We start from the raw sequence: 23,512 nt of genomic DNA, 5'->3' as shown, positions 1-23,512 counted from the left end.
CCGTTCAAAGACGAAAAGTAATTGCTGCTCGTTCGCGCAACGTCAGTGGGGATTCTTGGGCGAGGATTCTCTGAGCTACTGCTTCCCTGCTCTGAGCAATGTCTTCTCGCGCCTCGGAGACCGCAGCCCGAACGCTGGACACCTGCGGAAGCCCCAGCGCGTGGATCGCCGCCTGGACCCGGTCCTCGATCGTGCCGCGGACCACGTGGACGCCGAGATCGAGAGCAGTGAACTCACGGAGCAGCTCCGTGTCGGACAGCGTGCGGTAACGCTCAGAGACAGGCCGGTGACCATCCGGGTTCATGCTGAACTCGATCGGGAGATGGATCACGTCGGTGTACGTGTCGCGGGCGTGGAATCGGGCCATGACGCCGTACGCCCGGACATATCGTTTCAAAAATGGCAACGACGGGACCGTCACAGCAGCCTTGACCAGCTGCTGAGGGATACCCGCACCTGGGTTCAGTCCGATACGGGCTCTCACTGCCGCGTATGCCCACTCGTTCAGCACAGACCCGTCCGAGATGAAGCCGGTCTCGTGGAGCTCCGCCTCGGCCCTCAGTCGCTCTCCAAGCCGACGAAGCCCGAGCGCCAAAAGCTCCTCGGCACTCATGTGGTGGAACTTCCGTCCTGGGTACAGTGACGTGAGGATCTCTCGTGCGGACTGCGCGCTTACTAGTGGCATCCCAGTGGCCTTCGAAAGCGCAGTGGCTGTCGTGGTCTTACCGGTTGAGTAAGTGCCAGACACGACAACGCGTCGACCGTCCTTCACAGTGCTTCACTCGCCGCGTCTGGCAGGATATGCGCGACGTCCGCGATGGCATCGATCCCCTGCCCGGCGGCCGCCAGTCGGAGAGTTCGCCACACGGCTCCACGGACGACTACCTCATCGGCCTTCAGGATCTCGACGCGGACGTCGACCAGCTGGCCGACCTTGATCCAGGGACGGACGAGGTTGATGTCGAACCTCCGGAGCCAGAAGACTGCGCTCTGGTCACGAGACATGTGGTCGTACTCATACGCGATCGCCTGGGCGAGCTGGGCGAGGCATACGATCGCCTCACAGACCGAGAAGACCTTGGAATGAGCGCTCTGGAGCCCACGGAATCCGTCCGCGACTCCGCTCGACGCCGCAAGCGCCCCGAGCCGGGCGCGCATCACTCCCGCTTCGAGGTCGATGTCGATGTCAGTGATGTGCTGGACCCGACTCCGCAGATGCCCCGCGAAAAAAGCCGGACTCGGCCCCTCCGCCCGGAGAGGAGTCTCTGCCGCGACCGGCACGACGGTCAGGGAGACCTTCATCGTCCCGACCACCACGGAGCAAGCAAAAGCGCGATCTTCTGGCAGCCAGTCGACGCGAGCCTCTACCGGGACAGCGACCAAGTCGTCCGTGGAGGCGGATCCCGCCCTGACCGACGCCGAGGTGACCATCAGACTCTCGAGCTCGACCGGCTCTTGCTGGAGCACGACCTCGAGCGCTAGACCAGCCAAGGAGACAGCATCGATCGTGCTGAGATGCCGCGAGACGACCCCCGCCTCTTTCGAGGACCAGGACCCGTCCTGCGTCACCGTGCTGATGCCGGTGACAAGACCCCTGACCAGGGTTTTCGTCGTGAAGGAGTAGGTCGAGCGACGGTGCCCGTCCCCAAAATAGCGTTCCCCGGGGGCCCCCAACGCGTGGTCGATCGTCGAGTAGTGGCTGGCCATGAGCGATCCCCCTGTCCGCCCAAACAGAGCCGAATGAGCGTTTAGTGTTAAAATAGACCAAGGGGACAGTACTGTCAAACACCGAATATCACTCGGAGCGCCTGTAGTCGCTCGTCGTGTCCGAGATACGACACCAGGACCCGACATGGGTGAGGATCTCGATATCGGTCCGGTGACCCAGCCGGACCCGTCGGCTCCGGCTCCGGCTCCGGCTCCGGCTCCGGCTCCGGCTCCGGCTCCGGCTCCGGCTCCGGCTCCGGCTCCGGCTCCGGCTCCGGCTCCGGCTCCGGACAGCCTGGACCTGCTGGTATGCGAAGAGGCCCGGACCTGCAGATGTCTGCAGGTCCGGGCCTCTCGGAGGTCGGGCGAAGCTGGGTGGCTCTAGAAGTCCCAGTCCTCGTCTTCGGTGTTGACGGCCTTGCCGATGACGTACGACGAGCCGGAGCCGGAGAAGAAGTCGTGGTTCTCGTCGGCGTTGGGGCTCAGGGCGGAGAGGATCGCGGGGTTGACGTCAGTCTCGTCCTTGGGGAAGAGGCCTTCGTAGCCGAGGTTCATCAGCGCCTTGTTGGCGTTGTACCGGAGGAACTTCTTGACGTCCTCGGTGAGACCGACACCGTCGTAGAGGTCCGCGGTGTACTGGACCTCGTTCTCGTAGAGCTCGAAGAGCAGCTCGAAGGTGTAGGCCTTCATCTCGTCGCGCTCGGCGGGGCTGAGCTTCTCGAGGCCCTTCTGGTACTTGTAGCCGATGTAGTACCCGTGGACGGCCTCGTCGCGGATGATGAGGCGGATGAGGTCGGCCGTGTTGGTGAGCTTCGCGCGGCTGGACCAGTACATCGGCAGGTAGAAGCCGGAGTAGAAGAGGAAGGACTCGAGCAGCGTCGAGGCGACCTTCCGCTTGAGCGGCGAGTCACCGTGGTAGTACTCGAGGACGATCTCGGCCTTGCGCTGCAGGTTGGGGTTCTCCTCCGACCAGCGGAAGGCGTCGTCGATCTCCTGCGTGGAGATCAGCGTGGAGAAGATCGAGGAATAGCTCTTGGCGTGGACCGACTCCATGAACGCGATGTTCGTGTAGACGGCTTCCTCGTGCGGCGTGATGGCGTCAGGGATAAGGCTGACGGCACCGACGGTCCCCTGGATGGTGTCGAGCAGTGTCAGACCCGTGAACACCCGGGTCGTCAGCTCCTTCTCGACAGGAGTGAGGGTCGCCCACGACTGGATGTCGTTGGACACCGGCACCTTCTCAGGCAGCCAGAAGTTTCCGGTGAGCCTGTCCCAGACCTCGGCGTCCTTCTCGTCTTCGACACGGTTCCAGTTGATCGCCTGGACCCGGCTGACCAGCTTGAGCTTTCCGGTGGACATCGCTCTGAACTCCCTCTCCCACCGACACCGGTGGGGACTGACCAAACACCAAGAACCACACACCAGCAGGCACGAACCCACCAGCTTCCAGCAACACCCTAAGCCCCACCGCACCACCCAGACCGAGCGTCCAGAACAGTGCAGGTCGGGCGGCTGTCCGGCATCTGACGCCCCGAAGAGCACCGACGCCCAAGCACCAGACAAGAGGTCCCACGACCCCTCAGGGCCCCAGACATCACCCCGCCAAGCCCACCCAGCCGCACCGCGCGACGTCACGAGGTAGCGCCTGGAGCGGCGCGTGTCTGCGATCGTGGTGGGCCTGGCAGGCCGCCCTGCGGCCCGGCGATCGCAGACACGCGCCGCGGAAGGCGCGGACCCGACTACGACGTCACAGCATGCAGGAGACGCACCCCTCGACCTCGGTGCCCTCAAGAGCCAGCTGCCGCAACCGGATGTAGTACAGCGTCTTGATCCCCTTGCGCCACGCGTAGATCTGCGCCCGGTTCACGTCGCGCGTCGTCGCGGTGTCCTTGAAGAACAGCGTGAGCGAGAGTCCCTGGTCGACGTGCTGCGTCGCCGCGGCATAGGTGTCGATGATCTTCTCGTAGCCGATCTCGTACGCGTCCTGGTAGTACTCCAGGTTGTCGTTCGTGAGGTATGGCGCCGGGTAGTAGACGCGCCCGATCTTGCCTTCCTTGCGGATCTCGATCTTCGAGGCCACGGGGTGGATCGAGGAGGTCGAGTTGTTGATGTAGCTGATCGAGCCTGTCGGCGGCACGGCCTGGAGGTTCTGGTTGTAGATGCCGTGCTCCATGACGGAGGCCTTGAGCTCGGCCCAGTCCTGCTGGGTCGGGATGTGCACGCCTGCCTCGGCGAAGAGCTCGGCGACGCGAGGTGTCGCGGGCTCCCACACCTGGTCGGTGTACTTGTCGAAGTACTCGCCGGTCGCGTACTTGGAGTCTTCGAAACCGCCGAAGTAGCGCTTGCGCTCGATCGCGAGGCGGTTGGACGCCGCGATCGCGTGGAAGGCGACCGTGTAGAAGTAGATGTTCGTGAAGTCGATGCCCTCTTCGGAGCCGTAGAAGACCCGCTCACGAGCGAGGTAGCCGTGGAGGTTCATCTGGCCGAGGCCGATCGCGTGGCCGGACTCGTTGGCGCGGCGGATCGACGGGACGGAGTCGATGCTCGTCTGGTCGGAGACGGCCGTGAGAGCACGGATCGCGGTGTCGATGGTCTTCGCGAAGTCGGGCGAGTCCATGGCCTTGGCGATGTTGAGCGAGCCGAGGTTGCACGAGATGTCGCGACCGATGTGGTCGTAGGACAGGTCGGTGTTGTACGTCGACGGCGTCGAGACCTGGAGGATCTCGGAGCAGAGGTTCGAGTGCGTGATGCGGCCCTTGATGGGGTTCGCAGCGTTCACGGTGTCTTCGAACATGACGTACGGGTAGCCGGACTCGAACTGCAGCTCGGCGAGGGTCTGGAAGAACTCGCGGGCCTTGATCTTCGTCTTGCGGATCCGGGCGTCGTCGACCATCTCGTGGTAGGTCTCGGAGATCGCGACGTCGGCGAAGGGCTTGCCGTAGACGCGCTCGACGTCGTACGGCGAGAAGAGGTACATGTCCTCGTTCTTGCGGGCGAGCTCGAAGGTGATGTCGGGGATGACCACACCGAGCGAGAGCGTCTTGATGCGGATCTTCTCGTCGGCGTTCTCACGCTTGGTGTCGAGGAACCGCATGATGTCGGGGTGGTGGGCGTGCAGGTACACAGCACCGGCACCCTGACGCGCCCCGAGCTGGTTGGCGTAGGAGAAGGAGTCTTCGAGCAGCTTCATCACGGGGATGACACCCGAGGACTGGTTCTCGATGTGCTTGATGGGCGCGCCGTGCTCGCGGATGTTGCTGAGGAGCAGGGCCACGCCGCCTCCGCGCTTGGACAGCTGGAGGGCAGAGTTGATGCCGCGGGCGATCGACTCCATGTTGTCCTCGATGCGCAGCAGGAAGCAGGAGACGGCCTCGCCGCGCTGCGCCTTGCCCGAGTTGAGGAACGTGGGGGTCGCGGGCTGGAAGCGCCCGGCGATGATCTCTTCGACGATGTTGACGGCAGTCGCCTCGTCGCCGTCGGCGAGGGTCAGCGCGACCATGCAGACGCGGTCTTCGAAGCGCTCGAGGTAGCGCTTCCCGTCGAAGGTCTTGAGGGTGTACGAGGTGTAGTACTTGAAGGCGCCGAGGAAGGTCTCGAAGCGGAACTTCTTCGAGTACGCGAGGTCGAACAGCGACTTCGTGAAAGCGGGGGTGTACTTCGCGAGGATCTCGGGCTCGTAGTACTTGTTCTCGACGAGGTACTCGAGCTTCTCCTCGAGGCTGTGGAAGAAGACCGTGTTCTGGTTCACGTGCTGCAGGAAGTACTGCCGCGCAGCCTGACGGTCCTTGTCGAACTGGATCTCGCCGTCCGGTCCGTAGAGGTTGAGCATCGCGTTGAGCGAGTGGTAGTCGAGCTCGGTCTCTAGGCCGATTTCCGTGACTGTCGTTGCCAAAACTGTTCCAATCCTTCGCGGACGCGGAGAACGTCCTCGGTCGTCCCGAGGAGCTCGAAGCCGTACAGGTACGGCACAGAGCACTTCTGGGAGACGATGGCGCCGGCGAGGCAGTAGGCCTCGCCGAAGTTGGTGTTTCCGGCGGCGATGACGCCGCGGATGAGCGACCGGTTCTGCTGGTCGTTGAGGAACTTCACGACCTGGCGGGGCACAGCCCCGCCGTCGTTGCCTCCGCCGTAGGTCGGGACGACCAGGACGTAGGGCTCGTCGACGTGCAAGAACTCGTCCTTCGGCAGCAGCGGGATGCGCTGCGCCTCGAGACCGAGCTTCTCGACGAACCTGTGGGTGTTCTCCGACGCGCTGGAGAAGTAGACGAGGCGGGCCACGTCAGGGGACCTGAAGGGTCAGGCGACGGACGCGGAGACCTTGGCCGCGAGCGCGTTGATCTGGTCGGGGCGGAACCCGGACCAGTGCTCGTCGCCGGCGATCACGACGGGGGCCTGGAGGTAGCCGAGGCCACGGACCATCTCGAGGGCTTCCGGGTCTGCGCTGATGTCGACGATCGAGTACTCGATGCCCTTCTTGTCGAGGGCTCGGTAGGTCGCGTCGCACTGGACGCACGCCGGCTTGCTGTAGACCGTGATGCTCATGCGGAGTCTCCTCGAGGTGAGGGGCTGGGGAAGCCCGTGAGTGCTGGGTGGTGCGCTGCCGACGCTGCAGTGGTGACGCCTGATCGGCGGGTTCCCCAGAGCTGTGTGGCGTGCCGTGCTGTGGTGTCTGAGCCCTCGCGTGGAGTGTGGTGCTGTCCTGCGCGCTGGGCGTGGAACCACTATACCTAGTGCCTCGACCGGATAGCCACCCCTAGACCTGGTGCTGCGTGTCGGAAGAGACACACAGGTGTGGATGACGGTGTGGACAACCGTCACGGCCCCGGCACCCCCGTGGTGCGACTGCGCAGAGAGGTGTGCGACCGACCCTGTCGAGTATCCCCGGGACCCCTGACATCCCGCGCCGAGGCCGTCCACCGGAGCCGTCGGCGAGCGCGGTGGAGGCTGTCCACCGCCTGTGGACGACGGACGTCCACGGGCGGTGGACAGCGACGATGAGACGGCTGTCACGGAGGGTCGTCGGGGCGGGTGAAAAGCGTCCTCGTGCAACGCGGGCTCGGCGTGTCCGGCTCGCTCGGCGTGTCGCCCGACCGGCGTGTCGCCCGCGAGGTCGCACCACGGACGACGAGGTCGCACAGACACGCCGTACAGCCGCCTGCCGGAGCAGGAGCTGGCGTGTCCGTACGACCTCGCGGTCAGAGGTGCGACCTCATGCGCGAAGGTGCGACCTCGCGGGCACCCTCACACTCCAGGGCACCCGCGCTCGGGTCAGACCTCGTACCGGATGTCGTCCACAGCGGGCAGCGCGCCTGTCGTCGCAAGGGTCCGGTACCAGTACGCGGAGTCCTTCCAGGTGCGCTCGAAGGTGTCGTAGTCGACGCGGATGATCCCGAAGCGGCGGTCGTAGCCGTAGCCCCACTCGAAGTTGTCGAGGAGGGACCACGCGAAGTACCCGCGGACGTCGGCCCCGGCGTCGATCGCCGCGCCGACGGCGTCGACGTGGTCGTGCAGGTAGGACACGCGCAGCGGGTCGTGCACCCGGCCGTCCTCGGAGACCTCGTCGTAGAACGCGGCGCCGTTCTCGGTGATCATCATCGGCTGGTCGGGGTAGGCGTCGCGGACGGTGAGCAGCAGCTCGGTCATGCCCGCGGGCTCGATGTTCCAGCCCATCGCCGTGTACGGCCCCGGCTGCTGGATGAACTCGACGTCGGTCACACCGATCCACGGAGACGCCGCGGACGCACCGTGCCCGTCGTTCTGCGCGGCCTCGCCGTCCCCCTCGAAGTGGCGGACGCGGACCGTCGAGTAGTAGTTGACGCCGAGCACGTCGATGCGCTGGCGGGTGATCTTGCCGTCGCCGGGGAGCACGAAGCCCCAGTCGGTCACGTGCGCGGTGTCGGCGAGCAGGTCGTCGGGGTACGCCCCGTCGAGGACCGGGCCGAGGAAGGCCCGGTTGGCGAGGGCGTCGATCTTCCGCACGGCGTCGAGGTCGGCCGCCGAGGAGGGGTCGTCCGGGCGGATCACGTGCAGGTTGAGCGTGATCGAGACCTTGGCGGCGTCGCCGAGGACCTCACGGATCGCCAGGGCCGCGAGACCGTGGGCGAGGTTGAGGTGGTGGACCGCGGCGAGCGCCGCGGCAGGCTCGGTGCGTCCCGGGGCGTGGACGCCCGAGCCGTACCCGAGGTACGCCGAGCACCAGGGCTCGTTGAGGGTCGTCCACACGTCGATCCGGTCCCCGAGCTCTTCGGCCATGCGGCGGGCGTAGACCGCGAAGGCCTCGGCGGTCGCACGGTTCGCCCAGCCCCCCTCGTCCTCGAGCTCCTGCGGGAGGTCCCAGTGGTAGAGCGTCACGACAGGCTTGATGCCGGCCCCGATGAGGCCGTCGACGAGCGAGGAGTAGAAGGCGATGCCCTCCGGGTTGAACTCACCGGTCCCGCCGGGCTGCACGCGTGACCACGAGATCGAGAACCTGTAGGCGTCGAGGCCGAGGTCCTTGATGTGCTGCACGTCCTCGGCCCAGCGGTGGTAGTGGTCGTCCGCCTGGTCTCCGGTGTCGCCGTTGAGCGTCTTGCCGGGGGTGTGCGAGAACGTGTCCCAGATGGACGGGCCGCGGCCTCCCTCGGTCGCTGCTCCCTCGATCTGGTACGAGGCCGTCGCCGAGCCCCAGACGAAGTCTGCGGGGAACTGGCGGGCGGCGGTGCCTGCTGCGGTCATGACTCTCCTCGATGTGTGCGGCGCTCGTCGTCGAAGCGCTTCGCTCCGACCTTATACGGGTGGGGCCAGGTCGGGCCGGACGCCCGTCGTCGGGGCGTCCGGCCCGGCGGTCAGGACCGCGCGCAGCTGTTGACGGACCTCACGACGGACGCGACCACGTCCGCGGCGGCCAGCTCGGCGACCCGATCTTCCGAGACTCCCGCCCCGCTCGACACGAGGAAGGTGTGCGCCTCCCCCGGGAGCAGCGAGACGAGCATGTCGTCGACCACCCCGTCGGGCACGATGCGGTCGGCGAGGACCGAGACGTCCAGGGCAAGGGTCGCCGCCGAGACGTCGACCACGAGACCGCCCTCGACCGCACGGAAGGACACGTCGACCGCAGACGGGTCGAGCACGAGGTCCTTGGGCTCGGCGAAGAGGTGGATCTCGCGGACGTCGTCGAGCTCGGCGACGAGCACCTCACGCGTCGCATCCCCGGGGGTCGTCAGCGCAGCAGAGAGCGGCACCTCGTGCACGGAGCGCGCGGGCACGGAGACCGAGACCTGCTCGGCCGCACCCTGCTCGGCGCCGCTCACGTCGAGGCGACGCAGCGTCACCTGGCCGTCCCACGCCTCCGCGTGGTCGTTGACCACCACGAGCGTGGGCACGCCGTCGCGCGGCTGGACCGTCAGCAGGCGGTCCGCGTAGGCGTGGCGCAGGGCGTAGAACAGCGGCTTGGGGCGCTCGTCGCCGTCGACCGCAGCCCACGAGGTCACCGGCCAGCAGTCGTTGAGCTGCCAGACGATCGACCCGGCAGTCCGCGGCCAGTACGAGCGGTAGTGCTCGATCCCGTACTGGACGGCGTGCGCCTGGTTGAGCTGGGTGGTCCAGTGCCAGTCGTCGAAGGCCGACGGTGTGGGCAGGTGCGGCTCGAGGCCGCGGTCGAGCTTGAGGTTGCCGTCGGCGGCCTTCTGGTGGAGCAAGAACTCGGGCGACTCCTTGGTGAGCGCCGCCTCGGGGATCGACCGGGTCAGGGTCGTCCACGCCGGCGGACCCTGGAAGCCGAACTCGGAGCTGAAGCGCGGGACCTGGTCGCGGTACGTGGTGTAGTCGACGCGGTTCCACACCTCCCACTCGTGCCGGGTGCCGTGGTCGGCGTCGTTGGGGTGCACGGCCGGTGCGCCGCCGGCGACCTCGGCCGTGAAGCCCGGGCTGTAGGGCGAGCCGTCGCAGTAGGGCCGGGTCGGGTCGAGCTCGGCGACGATCGCCGGGAACAGCTCGGTGTAGTAGCGGAAGCCCCACGTACGGCCCTCGAGGTCCTGCTGCCACCCCCAGTCGAGGTAGCCCCAGAGGTTCTCGTTGCCACCGTTCCACAGCACGAGCGAGGCGTGCGGGGTGAGGCGGGCGACGTTCTCGCGGGCCTCGGCCTCCATCTCGGACCAGATCGGCTCTTCTTCGGGGTAGGCGGCGCAGGCGAGGAGGAAGTCCTGCCACACCATGACGCCCCGCTCGTCGCAGACGTCGTAGAAGTCCTCGGTCTCGTAGATGCCGCCGCCCCACACGCGCAGCAGGTTCATGTTGGCGTCGAGGGCCTGGTCGACCCGCCGCTCGAGGCGCTCCCGGGTGATCCGCGTGAGCAGGTGGTCGTCCGGGATCCAGTTCGCACCCTTGACGAAGACCGGCTGGCCGTTGACCGAGATCGTGAAGGGTGTGCCCTGGTCGTCGGGCGTCGTGTCGAGCTCGACGGTGCGGAAGCCGATGCGCCGCTCGTAGGTCTCGAGGGTCACTCCGTCGGTCGTCCCGAGGGTGAGCGAGAGGTCGAAGAGCGGGTGCTCCCCGTAGCCGACGGGCCACCAGAGAGGCGCGCCCGGGACCTCGAGGTGCACGACGGCGGTGGGCTCGCCGGGGACCACCGTCACGGTCGCGACGTGGTCGCCGATCCCGTGGGCGGCCGCGAGCGTGGCCGTGAGGATGACGTCGCCGTGGTGGCGGTCGTCGACACCCCGTCCGAGGTCGACGTGGACGTCGACGTGCCCGGTCCCGTCGGGGCCCACGGTCACGAGCGGGCGGACCTGGGCGAGGTGCGCGAGAGTCCAGCGCTCGAGGCGCACGCTCTTCCAGATGCCTGCGGTCTGGAGGTCGGGGCCCCAGTCCCAGCCGAAGGAGCAGGCCATCTTGCGGACCATGTTGAAGGGGTGGTCGTAGGCGCGCGGACGCAGCACGATCTGGTCGGCGACCTCGCGGGCGTGGGTGAGCGCCGAGCGCAGGTCGACGACCAGGTGGTTCTCGCCGTCGACCACCAGAGCGGCGACGTCGAACCTGTAGCTGCGGTGCTGGTTCGCGGCGCGCCCGACCTCGGTGCCGTTGAGGGTGACCGTCGCGACGGTGTCCAGGCCGTCGAAGACGAGCTCGATCTGCTCGCCGTCTGCCGCAGGGGACGCCGTGAAGGTCGTCTCGTAGCGCCAGTCGACCAGGTGCATCCACGCGAGCTCGGTCTCGTGGAGGTCGAGGTACGGGTCGGGGATCAGACCGGCGTCGAGCAGCGCGGTGTGGGAGGTCCCGGGGACCTGGGCAGGGACGGTGTCCTCGACGAGCCTGGAGGTCAGCTCGGGTGGCACAGGGCCGCCCGTGGCTCGCAGGGTCCATCCTGTGTGCAGCGTCTGGCTGGTCATCTGTGCGTGGGCTCCTGGGTCGAGAGGACGGTGGGGCCGCGAGACGTCGGCGGCTCGGTTCGATGAGGTGCAGGTCGGCGAGAGGCCGGCGGGAGGTCGGGGGGCAGCGGGCGGCAGACCGACGTCTGCAGCGCACCGGTGCGTCGGGGGTCGGGGGGCGGTGCTGGCAGGACGGGCCGGGCTCCAGTCCATCCTGGGGCACCTCGCGAGACTTCGTCAACCTTCCTGACGAACCGTCTCGCAGCTCGCCCGCACATGCTCCTTCCACAATCTTCGGAGAGCGAATAAAGTGGGCTCAAGACCGTTCAGCCCACCCGAGACGGAGCAGTCGGACATGGTTCAGGCACAGCGTGGCGGGACGGCGAGCACCTCCGCCGTGGTCGACGCGATCCGTGCCGCCGGGACCATCTCCAGGGTGGGGCTCACGAGCGTCACAGGGCTCACCGGCGCGACAGTCTCGACCGTCGTACGACGACTGATCGACGACGGTCTCGTGGTCGAGATCGGCCGCGCGGAGTCGACGGGCGGCAAGCCACGGGTGCTGCTCGAGCTCGAGCCGACAGCCCGCTACGCCGCCGGCGTCCACCTCGACCACGCGTCGATCACCTGCACCGTGACCGACCTGACCGGCACCCCGGTCGCGATCTCGACCCGTCCTGGCCCCGGGACCGAGCACCCTGCCGCTGTCCTCGAGGCTGTCGCCGCCGAGGTCGACAGGCTCGTCGACGAGGCCGGGGTCGACCGCGAGCGCCTCTTGGGCGTCGGCGTGGTGGCCCCCGGCCCGCTCACCTCCTCGGGAGGCATGCACCGCACCCCACCGAGCATGCGGCCCTGGACGGACTACCCGATCACCCTCGAGCTCGGACGGCTCACCGGGCTGCCGGTGCTGCTCGAGAACGACGCCACGGCCTCGGCTGTCGGCGAGTACTGGTCTGGCGGGACGGACTCCGAGGGCAGCTTCGCCGTCCTGTACATGGGCACAGGGCTCGGTGCCGGGCTCGTCCTCGACGGTGTCGCGTACCGAGGCTCGAGCGGCAACGCCGGGGAGATCGGCCACACCACGCTCGACCTCGACGGGCCGCTGTGCTGGTGCGGCACACGGGGCTGCGTCGAGGCCCTCGCGGGACCGGCCGCCGTCGTGGCCGAGGTGCGTACCTCCCCAGGTCTCGCGCGCCAGCTCGGGATCGCACAGGCAGACGGAGCACCCTCAGGAGAGCTCGGGGCGCCAGCGGACGCCGGCCGCACCGACGACCCCGCGACCGTGGACGACTCTGTGGTCACGGCCTTCGCCGCCGTCGCCGCTGCTGCCTCGGCCGGTCACCCCGAGGCGCGCCGGATCCTCGACCGCTCGGCGCGCTACGTCGCCGCAGCCGCCCTCAACACCGTGAACCTGCTGGACGTCCGCATGCTCGTCCTCTCGGGGGCCAGCCTCGCTGCGGCCGGCGACGTCTACCTGCCCGTCGTCCGCGACCTCTTGTCCGCAGCACTCTTCGCCCGGGGCGACCACCCCGTCGACGTGCGGCTGTCCCGGACGGCCGCGAGCGCCCCGGCCGTCGGCGGCGCGGCCCTCGTGCTGCAGTCCCACCTCGTGCCGACGCTGGCACCCCCTGCACACCCTCGCCCCAGCGCCCCGCTGAGCGAGATCTCCACCCTGTCGACGTAGGAGTCACCGATGACCTCACCTGCCAACAGCTGGCTGACCACCCCCACGCACCTCGACTGGCTCGACGAGCACGCCCGCAGCCTGCTCGCCTTCGGGTCAGGGTTCGTCAGCCCGCAGGGCGGCGCCGGGTGGCTGGCGGACGACGGGACCCTCGACGCCGAGCGCGGGGTCTTCACCTGGATCACCTGCCGGATGGCGCACGTCTACGGGCTGGGCGCGCTGCTCGGCGTCCCCGGGGACCGGCCGCTCGCCCAGGCCGCCCTCGACGCGCTGCGCGGTCGGCTGCACGACGACGTGCACGGCGGCTGGTTCGCCTCGGTCGCAGCCGACGGGACCGTCGACACGACCAAGAGCGGGTACGCGCACGCCTTCGTGGTGCTGGCCGCGAGCACGGGTGTGGTGGCCGGGCTCGACGGCGCGCGGGAGCTCCTCGACGACGCTCTCGACGTGCTGGACACGCGGTTCTTCGACGCCGAGACAGGTCTGCACGTGGACGAGTGGGACGAGTCGTGGTCGACCCTCGACCCCTACAGGGGTGTCAACGGGAACATGCACGCCGTCGAGGCGCTGCTCGCCGCGGCCGACGTGACGGGAGACGCCCGGTGGCGCGAGCGCGCCCTGGGGATCGCCCGGTACGTGGGCGTCGAGTGGGCGCCCGGCAACGGGTGGCGGATCCCCGAGCACTTCGACGAGGCCTGGGTGCCCCAGCCCGACCTCAACGAGGCCACACCGGACGACCCCTTCAAGCCCTACGGTGCGACGGTCGGCCACGGTATCGAGTGGGCGCGGCTGTTCCTCAACCTGTCGGCCGGGCTGGGCGCGGACGCACCCGACTGGCTCGTCCCCGCAGCGCAGGAGCTCTACGCCCGCGCCGTCGCCGACGGCTGGCGCGAGAGCACCCCGGGAGCCCACGGCTTCGTGTACACGACGGGCTGGGACGGAGAGCCCGTCGTCGAGACCCGCATGCACTGGGTCGCGGCCGAGGCCGTCGGCGCTGCGGCGTCCCTGTTCAAGGCGACGGGCGAGGCCCGCTACGCCGCCGACTACGAGCGCTGGTGGGACCACGTCGCCGCGGTGTTCCTCGACGGCGAGCACGGATCGTGGCACCACGAGCTCGACGCGACGAACACGCCGACCGCGAAGGTCTGGCCCGGCAAGCCCGACATCTACCACGCCTTCCAGGCGACGCTGTTCCCCCAGCTCCCGCTGGCACCGTCGCTCTCGGTCGCGCTGCGCGACGGGCTGCTGCGCAGCTGAGGCTGCTCGGCCCCGCACGCGGGGCCCCGAGCACCGAGCCTGAGGGCCCCCTGACCCCAGGCTCGGTGCTCGTGCTCGTGCTCGTCAGACCTGGACGACCAGCACGTCGTCCTCTCCGTCAGCCTCGACGCGCGCACCTCCCACCTCGACGGCCCAGGCGCTGCGTCGCTGCGACTCGACCCTGCGGATCTCGACGGACCCGCCCGTGCGCTCGACCGTGAACCTCGCCGCGACGACGCCGCCGTCCTCGCTCGAGGGGACGACCACCTCGCTGCTGTGACCGTCGGCCAGCTCGAAGAGGCGCAGCGTGACACCGTCCGCCCAGTCGTAGTCGGGCCTGTCGGAGCGTGCCCCGACAGGGAGCACGGACCCCGGCCGGACGAGCAGGGGCAGGGAGTCGAAGCCGTGGTGCTCCTCGACCCACCGCGGGCCGACCACGGTCTCCCCGCTCAGCAGGTGCGTCCACGTCCCCTCGGGGACGTAGAAGGAGACCGTGCCCTCGGCCGAGAACACCGGGGCCACCAGCAGGCTGTCGCCGAGCATGTACTGGGTGTCGACGGTCGCGGCGGTGCGGTCGGCCGGGAGCTCGAGCATCATCGGTCGCATGACCGGCAGACCACGGGTGTGCGCGAGCTCGCCCAGCCGGCCGAGGTACGGCATGAGCGACATCTTGAGCCGCGTGAACTGGCGGGTGACGTCGACCGCCTCGTCGTCGAAGGCCCACGGCACGCGGTACGAGCTCGACCCGTGCAGCCGCGAGTGCGAGGACAGCAGCCCGAAGGCCGCCCAGCGCTTGAAGACTGCCGGGTCGGGTGTCCCCTCGAAGCCGCCGATGTCGTGGCTCCAGTACCCGAAGCCGGACAGCGCGAGCGAGAGCCCGCCGCGCAGCGACTCGGCCATCGAGACGAAGGTCGACTCGCAGTCCCCGCCCCAGTGCACCGGGAACTGCTGGCCGCCGGCCGTCGCGGCCCGGGCGAAGAGCACGGCCTCCCCCTCGCCGCGCTCGGCCACGAGCAGGTCGAAGACGCACTTGTTGTACAGGTGCGCGTAGTAGTTGTGCATGGCCTGCGGGTCCGAGCCGTCGTGCCACACGACGTCTGTCGGGATGCGCTCGCCGAAGTCCGTCTTGAAGCAGTCGACCCCCTGGTCGAGCAGCACCTTGAGCTTGCTCTGGTACCAGGCTGCGGCGTCAGGGTTGGTGAAGTCGACCAGGGCCATGCCGGCCTGCCACATGTCCCACTGCCACACGTCGCCCTGCGGCGTGGTCACGAGGTAGCCGAGCTCGCGTGCCTCGGCGAAGAGGTGGGACCGCTGGGCGATGTACGGGTTGATCCACGCGGAGATCTTCAGCCCCTTGGCCCGCAGCCGGGCGAGCATGCCCTCGGGGTCGGGGAAGGTCGCCGGGTCCCACACGAAGTCGCACCAGTGGAACTGGCGCATCCAGAAGCAGTCGAAGTGGAACACCGACAGCGGGATGTCGCGCTCGGCCATCCCGTCGATGAAGCCGGTCACCGTCTGCTCGTCGTAGTCGGTCGTGAAGGAGGTCGACAACCACAGCCCGTAGGACCAGGCGGGCACGCGGGCCGGCCGGCCGGTCAGGGCCGTGAGCTTGTCGAGGATCTCCGCGGGGCTCGGCCCGTAGATCACGTAGTACTGCAGGTGCTGGCCCTCGACGCTGAACTGGGTGCGCGAGACCACCTCGGTGCCCACCTCGAAGGAGACCCTGTCCGGGTGCGCGACGAAGACGCCGTAGCCCGCGTCGGAGAGGTAGAAGGGCACGTTCTTGTAAGCCTGGTCGCTCGCCGTGCCGCCGTCCTCGTTCCAGATGTCGACCGACTGGCCGTTCTTGACGAAGGGCCCGAACCGCTCGCCGAGGCCGTAGACGTGCTCGCCGACCCCGAGCGTCAGCTGCTCGTGGACAAAGCTGCGACCGTCGTCCCTCGAGACGATGCCGACGCTGCGCGGGGTCGACGACGTCAGGACGCGACCGTCGGCCACGAACTCGACCCCCCAGGCGCCGTCGGTCGAGACCCGCGCCGTGAGCGCCCCCGAGGTGATGCTCGCGACAGGGTCCCCGTCGACCACGGGCGCGATGGCCTTGGCGTCCCCGGGGGCGCGGGTGACGTCGAAGGACGGCCCCCGGTCGAGCGCCCCCTGGAAGTGCTCGATCCTCACGCCCACGACGTCGTCGGCCGGGGTGTCGAAGGTGACGGTCACCTGGGGCCGGTTGAGAGTGTCGCCGCGGGTCTGGATCCGGGCGGTCGGGGCGAAGACCGTGAGCCGGGCGCCGTCCGCGGTGTCTTCGGCGACGACGTCGTCGACCGAGCCCGGGCGCAGGATGGAGACTCCGGGCAGGACCTGCCAGTAGCCGTCGGTGAACTTCATGAGGGCCTCTCGGTGAGCACTAGGACGTCCACGGGTGGGACGACGGCCGAGCCGCTGTGCACGGCGCTGGTGAGGAGGTCGGTGAGCGGGGTGCTCCCGACCGGGACGGAGACCGGCGAACCGGTGTGGTTGAGCAGGAAGAGCAGGTCGCCGCGGCGCACGGCCTCGACGCCGAGCCGAGCGGCAGGGGTGCCGAGCGCGGACAGGGTGCCGCTCTCGCGCAGGACCTCGGCCAGGACCGCGTCGAGCGCGGCGTCGGGGAGCAGCGCACCGACGTACCAGGCGCGGCCGGCGCCCGAGCGACGACGGACCACGACCGGGGCACCGGACAGACCGGCCGGCGCGCTGCTGCTAGCGACCACGACGGCCTCGGCCGCCTCTGCGGTCGTGCCGCTGCCGTCAGCGCCGTCGGCGGCTTGGGTGCCTTCGGTGCCGTCGGTGCCGTCAGCGCCGTCGAGCCGCAACCTCTCGACGTAGGAGTCGACGTGGGCGATCCCGGGCAGCACGCCGTCCGGTCCGGCCCACAGGTCGGAGACGACGTCGAGGCCGTCGTCGTCGAGCGGCAGCCACTCTTCGCCGCTCGCACCGACGAGGTCCGCGAGCTGGACCGGGAACCGGCCCGGGCGCACGTGCGCGTCACGTGTGGCGACGTCGCTGAAGGGCCCCAGGACGAGCGTCCCGCCGCCCGCGACGAAGGCCCGCAGGTTCGCGGCGTCAGGCTCGTCGAGCAGGTAGAGGTTCGGGGCGAGCACCAGGTCGTACTCCCCCAGCGCGTCGCCCGGGCGGACCAGGTCGACCGCGACACCGCGCTCCCACAGCGCCCTGTGCCACCGGCGGACCTCGTCGACCACGCGCAGCCGCCGGGTCGGCCCGGCCTCGCCCTCGGCGGCCCACCAGCTCGACCAGTCGAAGGTGATCGCCACGGTCGCCCGCGAGCGCCCGCCGACCACGGGCCGCAGCCGCGCGAGGTCCGCGCCGAGGCCGACGACGCCGCGGTGCACGTCCGTGTCGGCTCCGGCGTGCGGGAGCATCGCAGAGTGGAAGCGCTCGGCCCCGGCACGGGAGGCGCGCCACTGGAAGAAGCAGATGCCGTCTGCGCCGTGCGCCACGGCCTGGAGGGACTCGAGCCGCATCCGGGCAGGCGTCTTGGGGACGTTGTGGTCGCGCCAGTTGACCGCGCTCACGGCCTGCTCCATGAGCAGCCACGGGGCTCCACCGCCCAGGGACCGCATGAGGTCCTGGGTCAGGGCGGCCGAGGCGAGCGAGGTGGGGTCGCCGGGGTCGGGGTACGCGTCGTCCGAGACGACATCGAGGTCCTGCGCCCAGGACCAGTAGTCGACGAGCGGGAAGAACCCCATGAAGTTGGTCGTCACGGGTCGGCGGGGGTCCAGCTCGCGGATGATGTCGCACTGCTCCCTGTACACCGCGCGCAGCGCGTCCGAGGTGAAGCGCCGGAAGTCGAGCTCTTGGGTCGGGTTGATGAGGTACGGCGCCCGACGGGGCGGGACGACCTCGTCCCACCGGCTGTACCGCTGACTCCAGAACGTGGTGCCCCACGCCTCGTTGAGACCGTCGAGCGAGCCGTAGCGCTCGTCGAGCCACGTGCGGAAGGCGAGGGCCGTGGCGTCCGAGTGGCACACCTGCCCGAGCTCGTTGCCCACGTGCCACATCCGGACCGCCGGGTGCTCGACGTACCTGTCGACGAGGTCGCGGGTGATGTCCCGGGCGAAGCCGCGGTACACCTCCGACGACGGGCTGAACTGGTTCCGGGAGCCGTAGGTGAGGCGCACCCCGTCGCGGTCGACCGGGAGGGTCTCGGGGTACAGGTGGCCCATCCACGGTGGCGGTGACGCCGTCGGGGTCGCGAGGTCGACGGCGATGCCGTGCGCGTGCAGCAGGTCGAGGACCTCGTCGAGCCAGCCGAAGCTGCGCTCGCCGGGTCGTGGCTCGAGCAGAGCCCACGAGAACACCCCGACGGTCACGAGGTTCACGCCCGCCGCCTGCATGAGGCGGGCATCCTCGAGCCAGGTCTCGCGGTCCCACTGCTCAGGGTTGTAGTCCCCGCCGTAGAGCAGCCCGAGCTCGTCGGTGAGCGTGGACAGCGCCGGGCGCATCGGGCGCGTCGTCGCGTCCGGTGCCCTGCTCTTGTGGTCCGTCATGCGTGTCTCCTCCGTGCTCCGGCGTCCCCGGCGAGCCTGCGGAAGACCGTCGGCTCGTCGTCGAAGCGCTTCAATGATTGTAGGGGCAGCGCCACTGCGCAGCTGCCCCCTCTTCTGTCTCGTGCCAACGTTCTGACAGAGGACGACGGGGCGAAGAACCGTCGAAATACTGTCGTCGAGGGTCCCGCTCCCCTACGCTGAGCCTGCGCGCAGCGCACGTCTGGCACCCGGCCCCGGGGCCCAGGCGGCCCGTCAGACCGAGGAGCACCCCGTGGCCACCATCGACGACGTCGCCCGTACGGCCGGTGTCTCTACCTCGACCGTGTCCTACGTGCTGAGCGGCAAGCGACCGATCTCGGCACCGACCCGGCTGCGCGTCGAGAAGGCGATCCGCGAGCTCGGCTACCGCCCGCACGCCGGTGCGCGGGCCCTCGCCTCGAGCCGCACCCAGGTCATCGCGCTCATGGCTCCGCTGCGGGTCGACGTCGACGTGAGCGTCATCATGCAGTTCGTCACCGGCGTGGTCACCGCCGCCCGGACCTACGAGCACGACGTGCTGCTCCTGACCCAGGACGACGCCGCAGGCCTCGACAGGGTGGCCAGCGGCTCGATGGTCGACGCCCTCGTGGTGATGGACATCGAGGACGACGACCCGCGCGTCCCGCTGCTGGCGACGCTGCGCCAGCCGACCGTGCTCATCGGCCTGCCGCACGAGGCTGCAGGCCTGAGCTGCGTCGACCTGGACTTCGAGGGCGCTGGCCGGCTCGCCGTCCGCCACCTCGCAGCCCGCGGGCACAGGGCCGTCGGCCTGGTCGGCTCGCCGCCCGCCGTGCTCGAGCGCCACACCTCGTACGCCGAGCGCATCTTGCGGGGCTTCCGCAGCGAGGCGCAGTCGCTCGAGGTGCAGTCCGGGCACGTGGCGTGCGAGTCGTCGCCGAGCGGCGCACGTGCCGCCGTCGACGCCCTGCTGGCCGCCGTGCCTGATGTCACCGCCGTGGTGGTCCACAACGAGGTCGCCCTCCCGTTCGTCGTCTCTGCGCTCCACGACCGCGGGCTGCGCACACCGCAGGACGTCTCCGTCCTCGCGGTGTGCCCGCCCGAGGTGGCCGAGTCGCAGCCTGTCCCGCTCAGCTCGATCGACCTGCCTGCGCACACGATCGGCGCCGTCGCGGTCGAGATGGTCATGGCCCGTCTGGACCAGGACCACCCCGCCGAGACCCGGCTGCTCACCCCTCGGGTGGTCGACCGCGGCAGCGTGCTCGACCGGGCTGCCGTGCCCGACCAGCGCGTCAGCCCTTGATCGCCCCGAAGATCACGCCCTTGGTGAAGTGGCGCTGCACGAAGGGGTAGACCAGCAAGATCGGCACGATCGCCAGGACCATCACGGCCATCTGGATCGGCAGACCCGTCACAGCGCCCGAGGCCACGTCGACCTGGCCGGTCCCGCTGCCGGGCAGCGTCACGCCCTGGAGGACGTAGGACCGCAGGACCAGCTGGAGCGGCCACTTCTCGTTGTCGTTGATGTAGAGGATCGCGTTGAAGAACGCGTTCCAGTACCCGACCCCGTAGAACAGCGCGACGACAGCCGTCGCGGCCTTGGACATCGGCAGCACGAGCGACCCGAGGATGCGCCAGTCGCCCGCACCGTCGATGCGCGCGGCGTCGAGGATGGCCGGCTCGATCCCCATGAAGAAGTTCCTCAGGATCAGCACGTTGAAGGCCGACACCGCGCCGGGCAGGATGAGTGCCCAGTAGGAGTCGATGAGACCGAGCTCGCTCACGAGCAGGTACGTCGGGATGAGCCCGGCGCCGAAGAACATCGTGATGAGGAAGACGAACAGGATCGGGCGGTGCCCGAAGGAGTTCGACCGCGACAGCCCGTAGGCGGCGAGGATCGAGACGACCGTCGAGATCACCGTGCCGACAGCGGTGATCCCGATGCTGACGATCGTCGCCCGCGTGACGATGCCTCCGCTGAGGATCTGCTTGTAGGCGTTGAGGGTCATCTCCCCCGGGACCACGACAAGACCTCCGGCACGCAGCGTCTCGGCCTGCGTCGACAGGCTGGTGAGCACCACGGTGTACAGCGGGAAGACCACGACGAGCACCATCACGGCGAGGGTGAGGAACTTCAGGCTCGCGCCGACGGGGGTCGGTGACTCTTCCCACACCGGACGGTGCTGGGACTGGAACCGGCGTCTCTTGCGCGGGGCCGGCGGGCCAGAACCACGCCGGTCGTCGACGACGTCGGAGGGCAGGACGGCCACGGAGGCCGAGAGCTCAGGTGATTGTCCGCTCATGCTCGCTTGTACACTCCCGATTCTCCGAAGACGTGCGCCAGCTTGTTGGCCCCGAGGACCAGCCCGAGGCTGACGACCCCCTTGACCAGACCGGCCGCGGCGGCGAAGCTCCAGTCGCCGTAGACGACCCCTTGGTAGTAGACGAAGGTGTCGATGACCTCGGAGACCTCTGCCCCGACAGCCCCGCGCTGGAGGATGAGCTGTTCGAAGCCGACGGTCAGCGCGTCACCGAGACGCAGGATGAGCAGCAGGATGATGACGGGCTTGAGCGCGGGCAGCGTGATGTGCCACATGCGTCGCCACCGGCTCGCCCCGTCGACCGCCGAGGCCTCGTAGAGCTCGGGCGAGACCGTGCTGAGCGCCGCGAGGAAGATGATGATCCCCCAGCCGGCGTCCTTCCACACGGACTGCATGGTGATGAGCAGCAGGAAGGTGTCGGGGTTGGTCATGAGGTCGAAGCCCTGGTGACCGTGCGCCCGCAGCGTCTGGTTGATCAGGCCAGCCCCACCGAAGATCTGCTGGAACAGCGTCACCACGAGCACCCACGAGAAGAAGTGCGGCAGGTAGACGATCGACTGGATCGTCGTGCGGATCCGGGGTGTGATGACCGAGTTGAGCAGCAGCGCCAGGACGATCGGCACCGGGAAGAAGAACACCAGCTGGAAGGCGGTGATGGTGAGCGTGTTGCCGACGGCGTTGAGGAACAGCGGGTTGCTGAAGACCCTCTCGAAGTTCGACCAGCCGGCCCAGGTGCTGTTGATGAACCCGGAGTACGGCGAGTAGTTCTGCCACGCGATGACGTTGCCGAGCATCGGGATGTAGGCGAACACGACGAGCAGGCCGACAGCCGGCAGCGTCATGATGAGCAGCGAGCGGTCGCGGCGCAGGCGGGTGCGCCAGCCGATCTTGCGCTGGACTACCGGGGTCCGCGCAGGGGGCGGGGCCGGGGTTCCCGCTCCGCTGCGCGCCCCGTCCTTCACGTCGGAGGCCGTCACTGCTTGTCCAGGATGTCCTGGTAGAAGGTCCGCAGCTCGTCGCCGCCCGACGACTTCCACGTCGCGATCGCCGAGTCGAGGTCGGAGATCGACTTCCGGCCGCGGGAGATGTCCTTCTCGAGGTCGACGAAGGGCTGCGCGATCGACGCGTACTGCTGCGGCTCGGAGATCTGCTGGCCGAAGAACACCGGCTCGGTGACGAACTCGGAGGCCGCAGCCTGCCAGGTCGACGAGGCCTCGACGTAGCCGGGGTACTGCACCCGGGTGTTCGCGATCGGACCGTCGACCAGGAAGATGTATGTCGGCTGCAGCTCGGTCGCCGCGAGGTCGGTCGGCACGGGCATGCCCTGGTCGTCCCGCGTGAAGTGGACTCCCTCGACACCGTTGTTGACGACGTCGAACTCCGTCGTGCCGAAGGGCGCCGCGAGGACGTCGGCGAGCGAGAGCAGCTCTTTGATCCGAGCCTCGTCGTCGGACTTCTTGAGGAAGGAGAAGATGTTGGCGGGGTTGCCCTTGAACAGGACCGGTGTCCCGCCGTCACCTGCGAAGGGGGCGAAGGGCTGCTGCCAGAACTCCGGGTTGCTCGCGAGGTTGTCCCGCAGCGCCTCGTGCCACGAGCCGAGGCCGTCGTTGGCGATGAGCGTCTTGCCGGACTGGAAGCGCTGCTTCGCGTCGCCGCTCTGGTCGGCGACGGCGTCGGGGTGGACCACACCCGCGGCGAAGACCGACGCGTTCCACTCGAGGGCCGCGCGGTACTCCTCGCTCTCGACCCTGTGGACCAGCTTTCCGGCGTCGTCGAGCTTCCACTTGGGCGGGACCGCGAAGATGATCGCCGCACTGTTCCACAGGTCTTCGGTGCCCCAGCGGCCGGCGTTCGTGTCGGTGATCTCGACGGCGAGGTCGAGCAGGTCCTGCGCGCTCTTGACGTCGGGGGTGATACCGAGACCGTCCAGGACGTCCTTGCGGTAGAAGATCGCGTCGGTGAGGATCTCGCCCGGGAACGGCAGGCCGTAGAGCTTGCCGTTGAAGACGCAGTACCTCCAGGCGTCCGTCGGGATGTTCGCGAGGTTCGGGTAGTCCTTGACCTTGTCGCCGCCGAGGTAGGGCGTGAGGTCCTGGAAGACGTTGCCGACGATCTCGCTGCCGAATCGCGGCGGGAGGTTCCACGTCGGGACGCAGACCCAGTCCGGCACGTCGCGGGACGAGGCGAGCACCGTCGCGAGCTTGTCGCCGTAGGTGTTGCCGTCGGTGATCTGGAAGTCGATGGTCGACCCGAGCATCTCGTCGACGGCCGCGTAGTACTGGTTGCCGGACTTCGGTGGGATGGTGCCCCACAGCGGCGTCATCGCCGTGAAGGCCGTGCCCTTGCCGGGCGGCGTCGGGACAGACTGCACCAGCTCGGCGGGCAGCGTCGCGAACCCCGGCGTCGAGCCGTTGACACTCGGGAAGTCAGGCTTCGCGTACTCGATGGGCACGTAGGTGGGGATGACATCGGCGCCGGCCGCGACATAGCCGGTCGTCGGACCGGCAGACGAGCCGCCACAGCCGGACAGCAGGGACGGGACCCCGACGACGGCCGCTCCTGCGGCCAGCATGCCGAGGAAGGACCGCCGGTTGACCTGGAGGTCCATGAGGCGTCGATCGGTTCTGGTGTTCATGAGGGCGTCCTTCACTACGGTGT

At 69.0% G+C, this 23,512-nt stretch carries 16 protein-coding genes; 3 read left to right on the top strand and 13 right to left on the bottom strand.

Going from position 1 to position 23,512, the window contains the following annotated elements; translation table 11 throughout:
- Nucleotides 1–4: 4 nt before the first annotated feature.
- From ASG53_RS19060 to ASG53_RS19025, 8 genes are all read right to left on the bottom strand, one after another.
- Nucleotides 5–748 (bottom strand): AAA family ATPase, encoded by a 744-nt coding sequence (locus ASG53_RS19060; RefSeq protein ID WP_200945533.1) that lies wholly within the window; start codon nucleotides 746–748, stop codon nucleotides 5–7.
- A 20-nt stretch (nucleotides 749–768) separates the two neighbouring features.
- Nucleotides 769–1,707 carry an AvrD family protein gene (locus ASG53_RS19055; RefSeq protein WP_056137001.1) on the bottom strand — a complete coding sequence of 313 codons (939 nt, stop codon included), beginning with the start codon at nucleotides 1,705–1,707 and terminating at the stop codon, nucleotides 769–771.
- Between the two features lie 381 nt (nucleotides 1,708–2,088).
- Entirely contained in the window at nucleotides 2,089–3,066 is a 978-nt protein-coding gene (gene nrdF / locus ASG53_RS19050; protein WP_056136999.1) for a class 1b ribonucleoside-diphosphate reductase subunit beta, read from the bottom strand.
- 388 nt (nucleotides 3,067–3,454) lie between these two features.
- Entirely contained in the window at nucleotides 3,455–5,599 is a 2,145-nt protein-coding gene (gene nrdE / locus ASG53_RS19045; protein WP_056136996.1) for a class 1b ribonucleoside-diphosphate reductase subunit alpha, read from the bottom strand.
- Nucleotides 5,569–5,985 (bottom strand): class Ib ribonucleoside-diphosphate reductase assembly flavoprotein NrdI, encoded by a 417-nt coding sequence (gene nrdI, locus ASG53_RS19040; RefSeq protein ID WP_056136993.1) that lies wholly within the window; start codon nucleotides 5,983–5,985, stop codon nucleotides 5,569–5,571. Before nrdI ends, nrdE begins: the two co-directional genes overlap by 31 nt.
- Before the next feature lie 18 nt (nucleotides 5,986–6,003).
- On the bottom strand, nucleotides 6,004–6,249 hold the full coding sequence (gene nrdH, locus ASG53_RS19035; RefSeq protein WP_056136991.1) for a glutaredoxin-like protein NrdH: 246 nt from the start codon (nucleotides 6,247–6,249) through the stop codon (nucleotides 6,004–6,006).
- 726 nt (nucleotides 6,250–6,975) lie between these two features.
- A complete protein-coding gene (locus ASG53_RS19030) occupies nucleotides 6,976–8,421 on the bottom strand; it encodes a GH1 family beta-glucosidase (RefSeq protein WP_056136989.1) in 1,446 nt (481 codons plus the stop codon).
- A gap of 110 nt (nucleotides 8,422–8,531) precedes the next feature.
- Nucleotides 8,532–11,072 carry a glycoside hydrolase family 2 protein gene (locus tag ASG53_RS19025; protein WP_056136986.1) on the bottom strand — a complete coding sequence of 847 codons (2,541 nt, stop codon included), beginning with the start codon at nucleotides 11,070–11,072 and terminating at the stop codon, nucleotides 8,532–8,534.
- 334 nt (nucleotides 11,073–11,406) lie between these two features.
- Here ASG53_RS19025 and ASG53_RS19020 point away from each other — a divergent pair, with 334 nt between their 5' ends.
- Nucleotides 11,407–12,735: an ROK family transcriptional regulator gene (locus ASG53_RS19020; protein WP_056136983.1), complete on the top strand. Its 1,329-nt coding sequence runs from the start codon at nucleotides 11,407–11,409 to the stop codon at nucleotides 12,733–12,735.
- 9 nt (nucleotides 12,736–12,744) lie between these two features.
- A complete protein-coding gene (locus ASG53_RS19015) occupies nucleotides 12,745–13,992 on the top strand; it encodes an AGE family epimerase/isomerase (RefSeq protein WP_056136981.1) in 1,248 nt (415 codons plus the stop codon).
- 84 nt (nucleotides 13,993–14,076) lie between these two features.
- Here the strand turns inward: ASG53_RS19015 and yicI are convergent, their stop codons facing one another.
- Together yicI and ASG53_RS19005 are read right to left on the bottom strand one after the other, a co-directional pair.
- Entirely contained in the window at nucleotides 14,077–16,377 is a 2,301-nt protein-coding gene (gene yicI / locus ASG53_RS19010) for an alpha-xylosidase (RefSeq protein ID WP_056136978.1), read from the bottom strand.
- Nucleotides 16,374–18,536, bottom strand: a complete 2,163-nt coding sequence (locus ASG53_RS19005) for a beta-galactosidase (RefSeq protein ID WP_082544235.1) — start codon at nucleotides 18,534–18,536, stop codon at nucleotides 16,374–16,376. The genes yicI and ASG53_RS19005 overlap by 4 nt, the downstream gene beginning before the upstream one ends.
- A gap of 271 nt (nucleotides 18,537–18,807) precedes the next feature.
- Here ASG53_RS19005 and ASG53_RS19000 point away from each other — a divergent pair, with 271 nt between their 5' ends.
- Nucleotides 18,808–19,836 (top strand): LacI family DNA-binding transcriptional regulator, encoded by a 1,029-nt coding sequence (locus ASG53_RS19000; protein WP_056136976.1) that lies wholly within the window; start codon nucleotides 18,808–18,810, stop codon nucleotides 19,834–19,836.
- On the opposite strand, the gene ASG53_RS18995 is transcribed toward ASG53_RS19000, so the two are convergent.
- The 3 genes from ASG53_RS18995 to ASG53_RS18985 are packed head-to-tail and all read right to left on the bottom strand — an operon-like array spanning nucleotide 19,826 to nucleotide 23,489.
- Entirely contained in the window at nucleotides 19,826–20,836 is a 1,011-nt protein-coding gene (locus ASG53_RS18995; protein WP_056136974.1) for a carbohydrate ABC transporter permease, read from the bottom strand. The two genes, ASG53_RS19000 and ASG53_RS18995, sit on opposite strands and share 11 nt — an antisense overlap.
- Nucleotides 20,833–21,831 (bottom strand): ABC transporter permease, encoded by a 999-nt coding sequence (locus ASG53_RS18990; protein WP_056136972.1) that lies wholly within the window; start codon nucleotides 21,829–21,831, stop codon nucleotides 20,833–20,835. Before ASG53_RS18990 ends, ASG53_RS18995 begins: the two co-directional genes overlap by 4 nt.
- On the bottom strand, nucleotides 21,828–23,489 hold the full coding sequence (locus tag ASG53_RS18985) for an extracellular solute-binding protein (protein WP_056136970.1): 1,662 nt from the start codon (nucleotides 23,487–23,489) through the stop codon (nucleotides 21,828–21,830). The genes ASG53_RS18990 and ASG53_RS18985 overlap by 4 nt, the downstream gene beginning before the upstream one ends.
- Nucleotides 23,490–23,512: the final 23 nt, after the last annotated feature.

The sequence above is a fragment of the Sanguibacter sp. Leaf3 genome (assembly GCF_001425965.1).
Lineage (GTDB): Bacteria > Actinomycetota > Actinomycetes > Actinomycetales > Cellulomonadaceae > Sanguibacter > Sanguibacter inulinus.
Note: the sequence above shows the minus strand (reverse complement) of the source record. Positions and strands in the feature narration are given on the sequence as shown.

What these genes read in the sequence shown, in the direction of transcription:
- ASG53_RS19055 (WP_056137001.1), bottom strand. Translation starts at nt 1,707, where the DNA reads ATGGCCAGCCACTACTCGACGATCGACCACGCGTTGGGGGCCCCCGGG.
- nrdF (WP_056136999.1), bottom strand. Translation starts at nt 3,066, where the DNA reads ATGTCCACCGGAAAGCTCAAGCTGGTCAGCCGGGTCCAGGCGATCAAC.
- nrdH (WP_056136991.1), bottom strand. Translation starts at nt 6,249, where the DNA reads ATGAGCATCACGGTCTACAGCAAGCCGGCGTGCGTCCAGTGCGACGCG.
- ASG53_RS19030 (WP_056136989.1), bottom strand. Translation starts at nt 8,421, where the DNA reads ATGACCGCAGCAGGCACCGCCGCCCGCCAGTTCCCCGCAGACTTCGTC.
- ASG53_RS19025 (WP_056136986.1), bottom strand. Translation starts at nt 11,072, where the DNA reads ATGACCAGCCAGACGCTGCACACAGGATGGACCCTGCGAGCCACGGGC.
- ASG53_RS19020 (WP_056136983.1), top strand. Translation starts at nt 11,407, where the DNA reads ATGGTTCAGGCACAGCGTGGCGGGACGGCGAGCACCTCCGCCGTGGTC.
- ASG53_RS19015 (WP_056136981.1), top strand. Translation starts at nt 12,745, where the DNA reads ATGACCTCACCTGCCAACAGCTGGCTGACCACCCCCACGCACCTCGAC.
- yicI (WP_056136978.1), bottom strand. Translation starts at nt 16,377, where the DNA reads ATGAAGTTCACCGACGGCTACTGGCAGGTCCTGCCCGGAGTCTCCATC.
- ASG53_RS19005 (WP_082544235.1), bottom strand. Translation starts at nt 18,536, where the DNA reads ATGACGGACCACAAGAGCAGGGCACCGGACGCGACGACGCGCCCGATG.
- ASG53_RS18995 (WP_056136974.1), bottom strand. Translation starts at nt 20,836, where the DNA reads ATGAGCGGACAATCACCTGAGCTCTCGGCCTCCGTGGCCGTCCTGCCC.
- ASG53_RS18985 (WP_056136970.1), bottom strand. Translation starts at nt 23,489, where the DNA reads ATGAACACCAGAACCGATCGACGCCTCATGGACCTCCAGGTCAACCGG.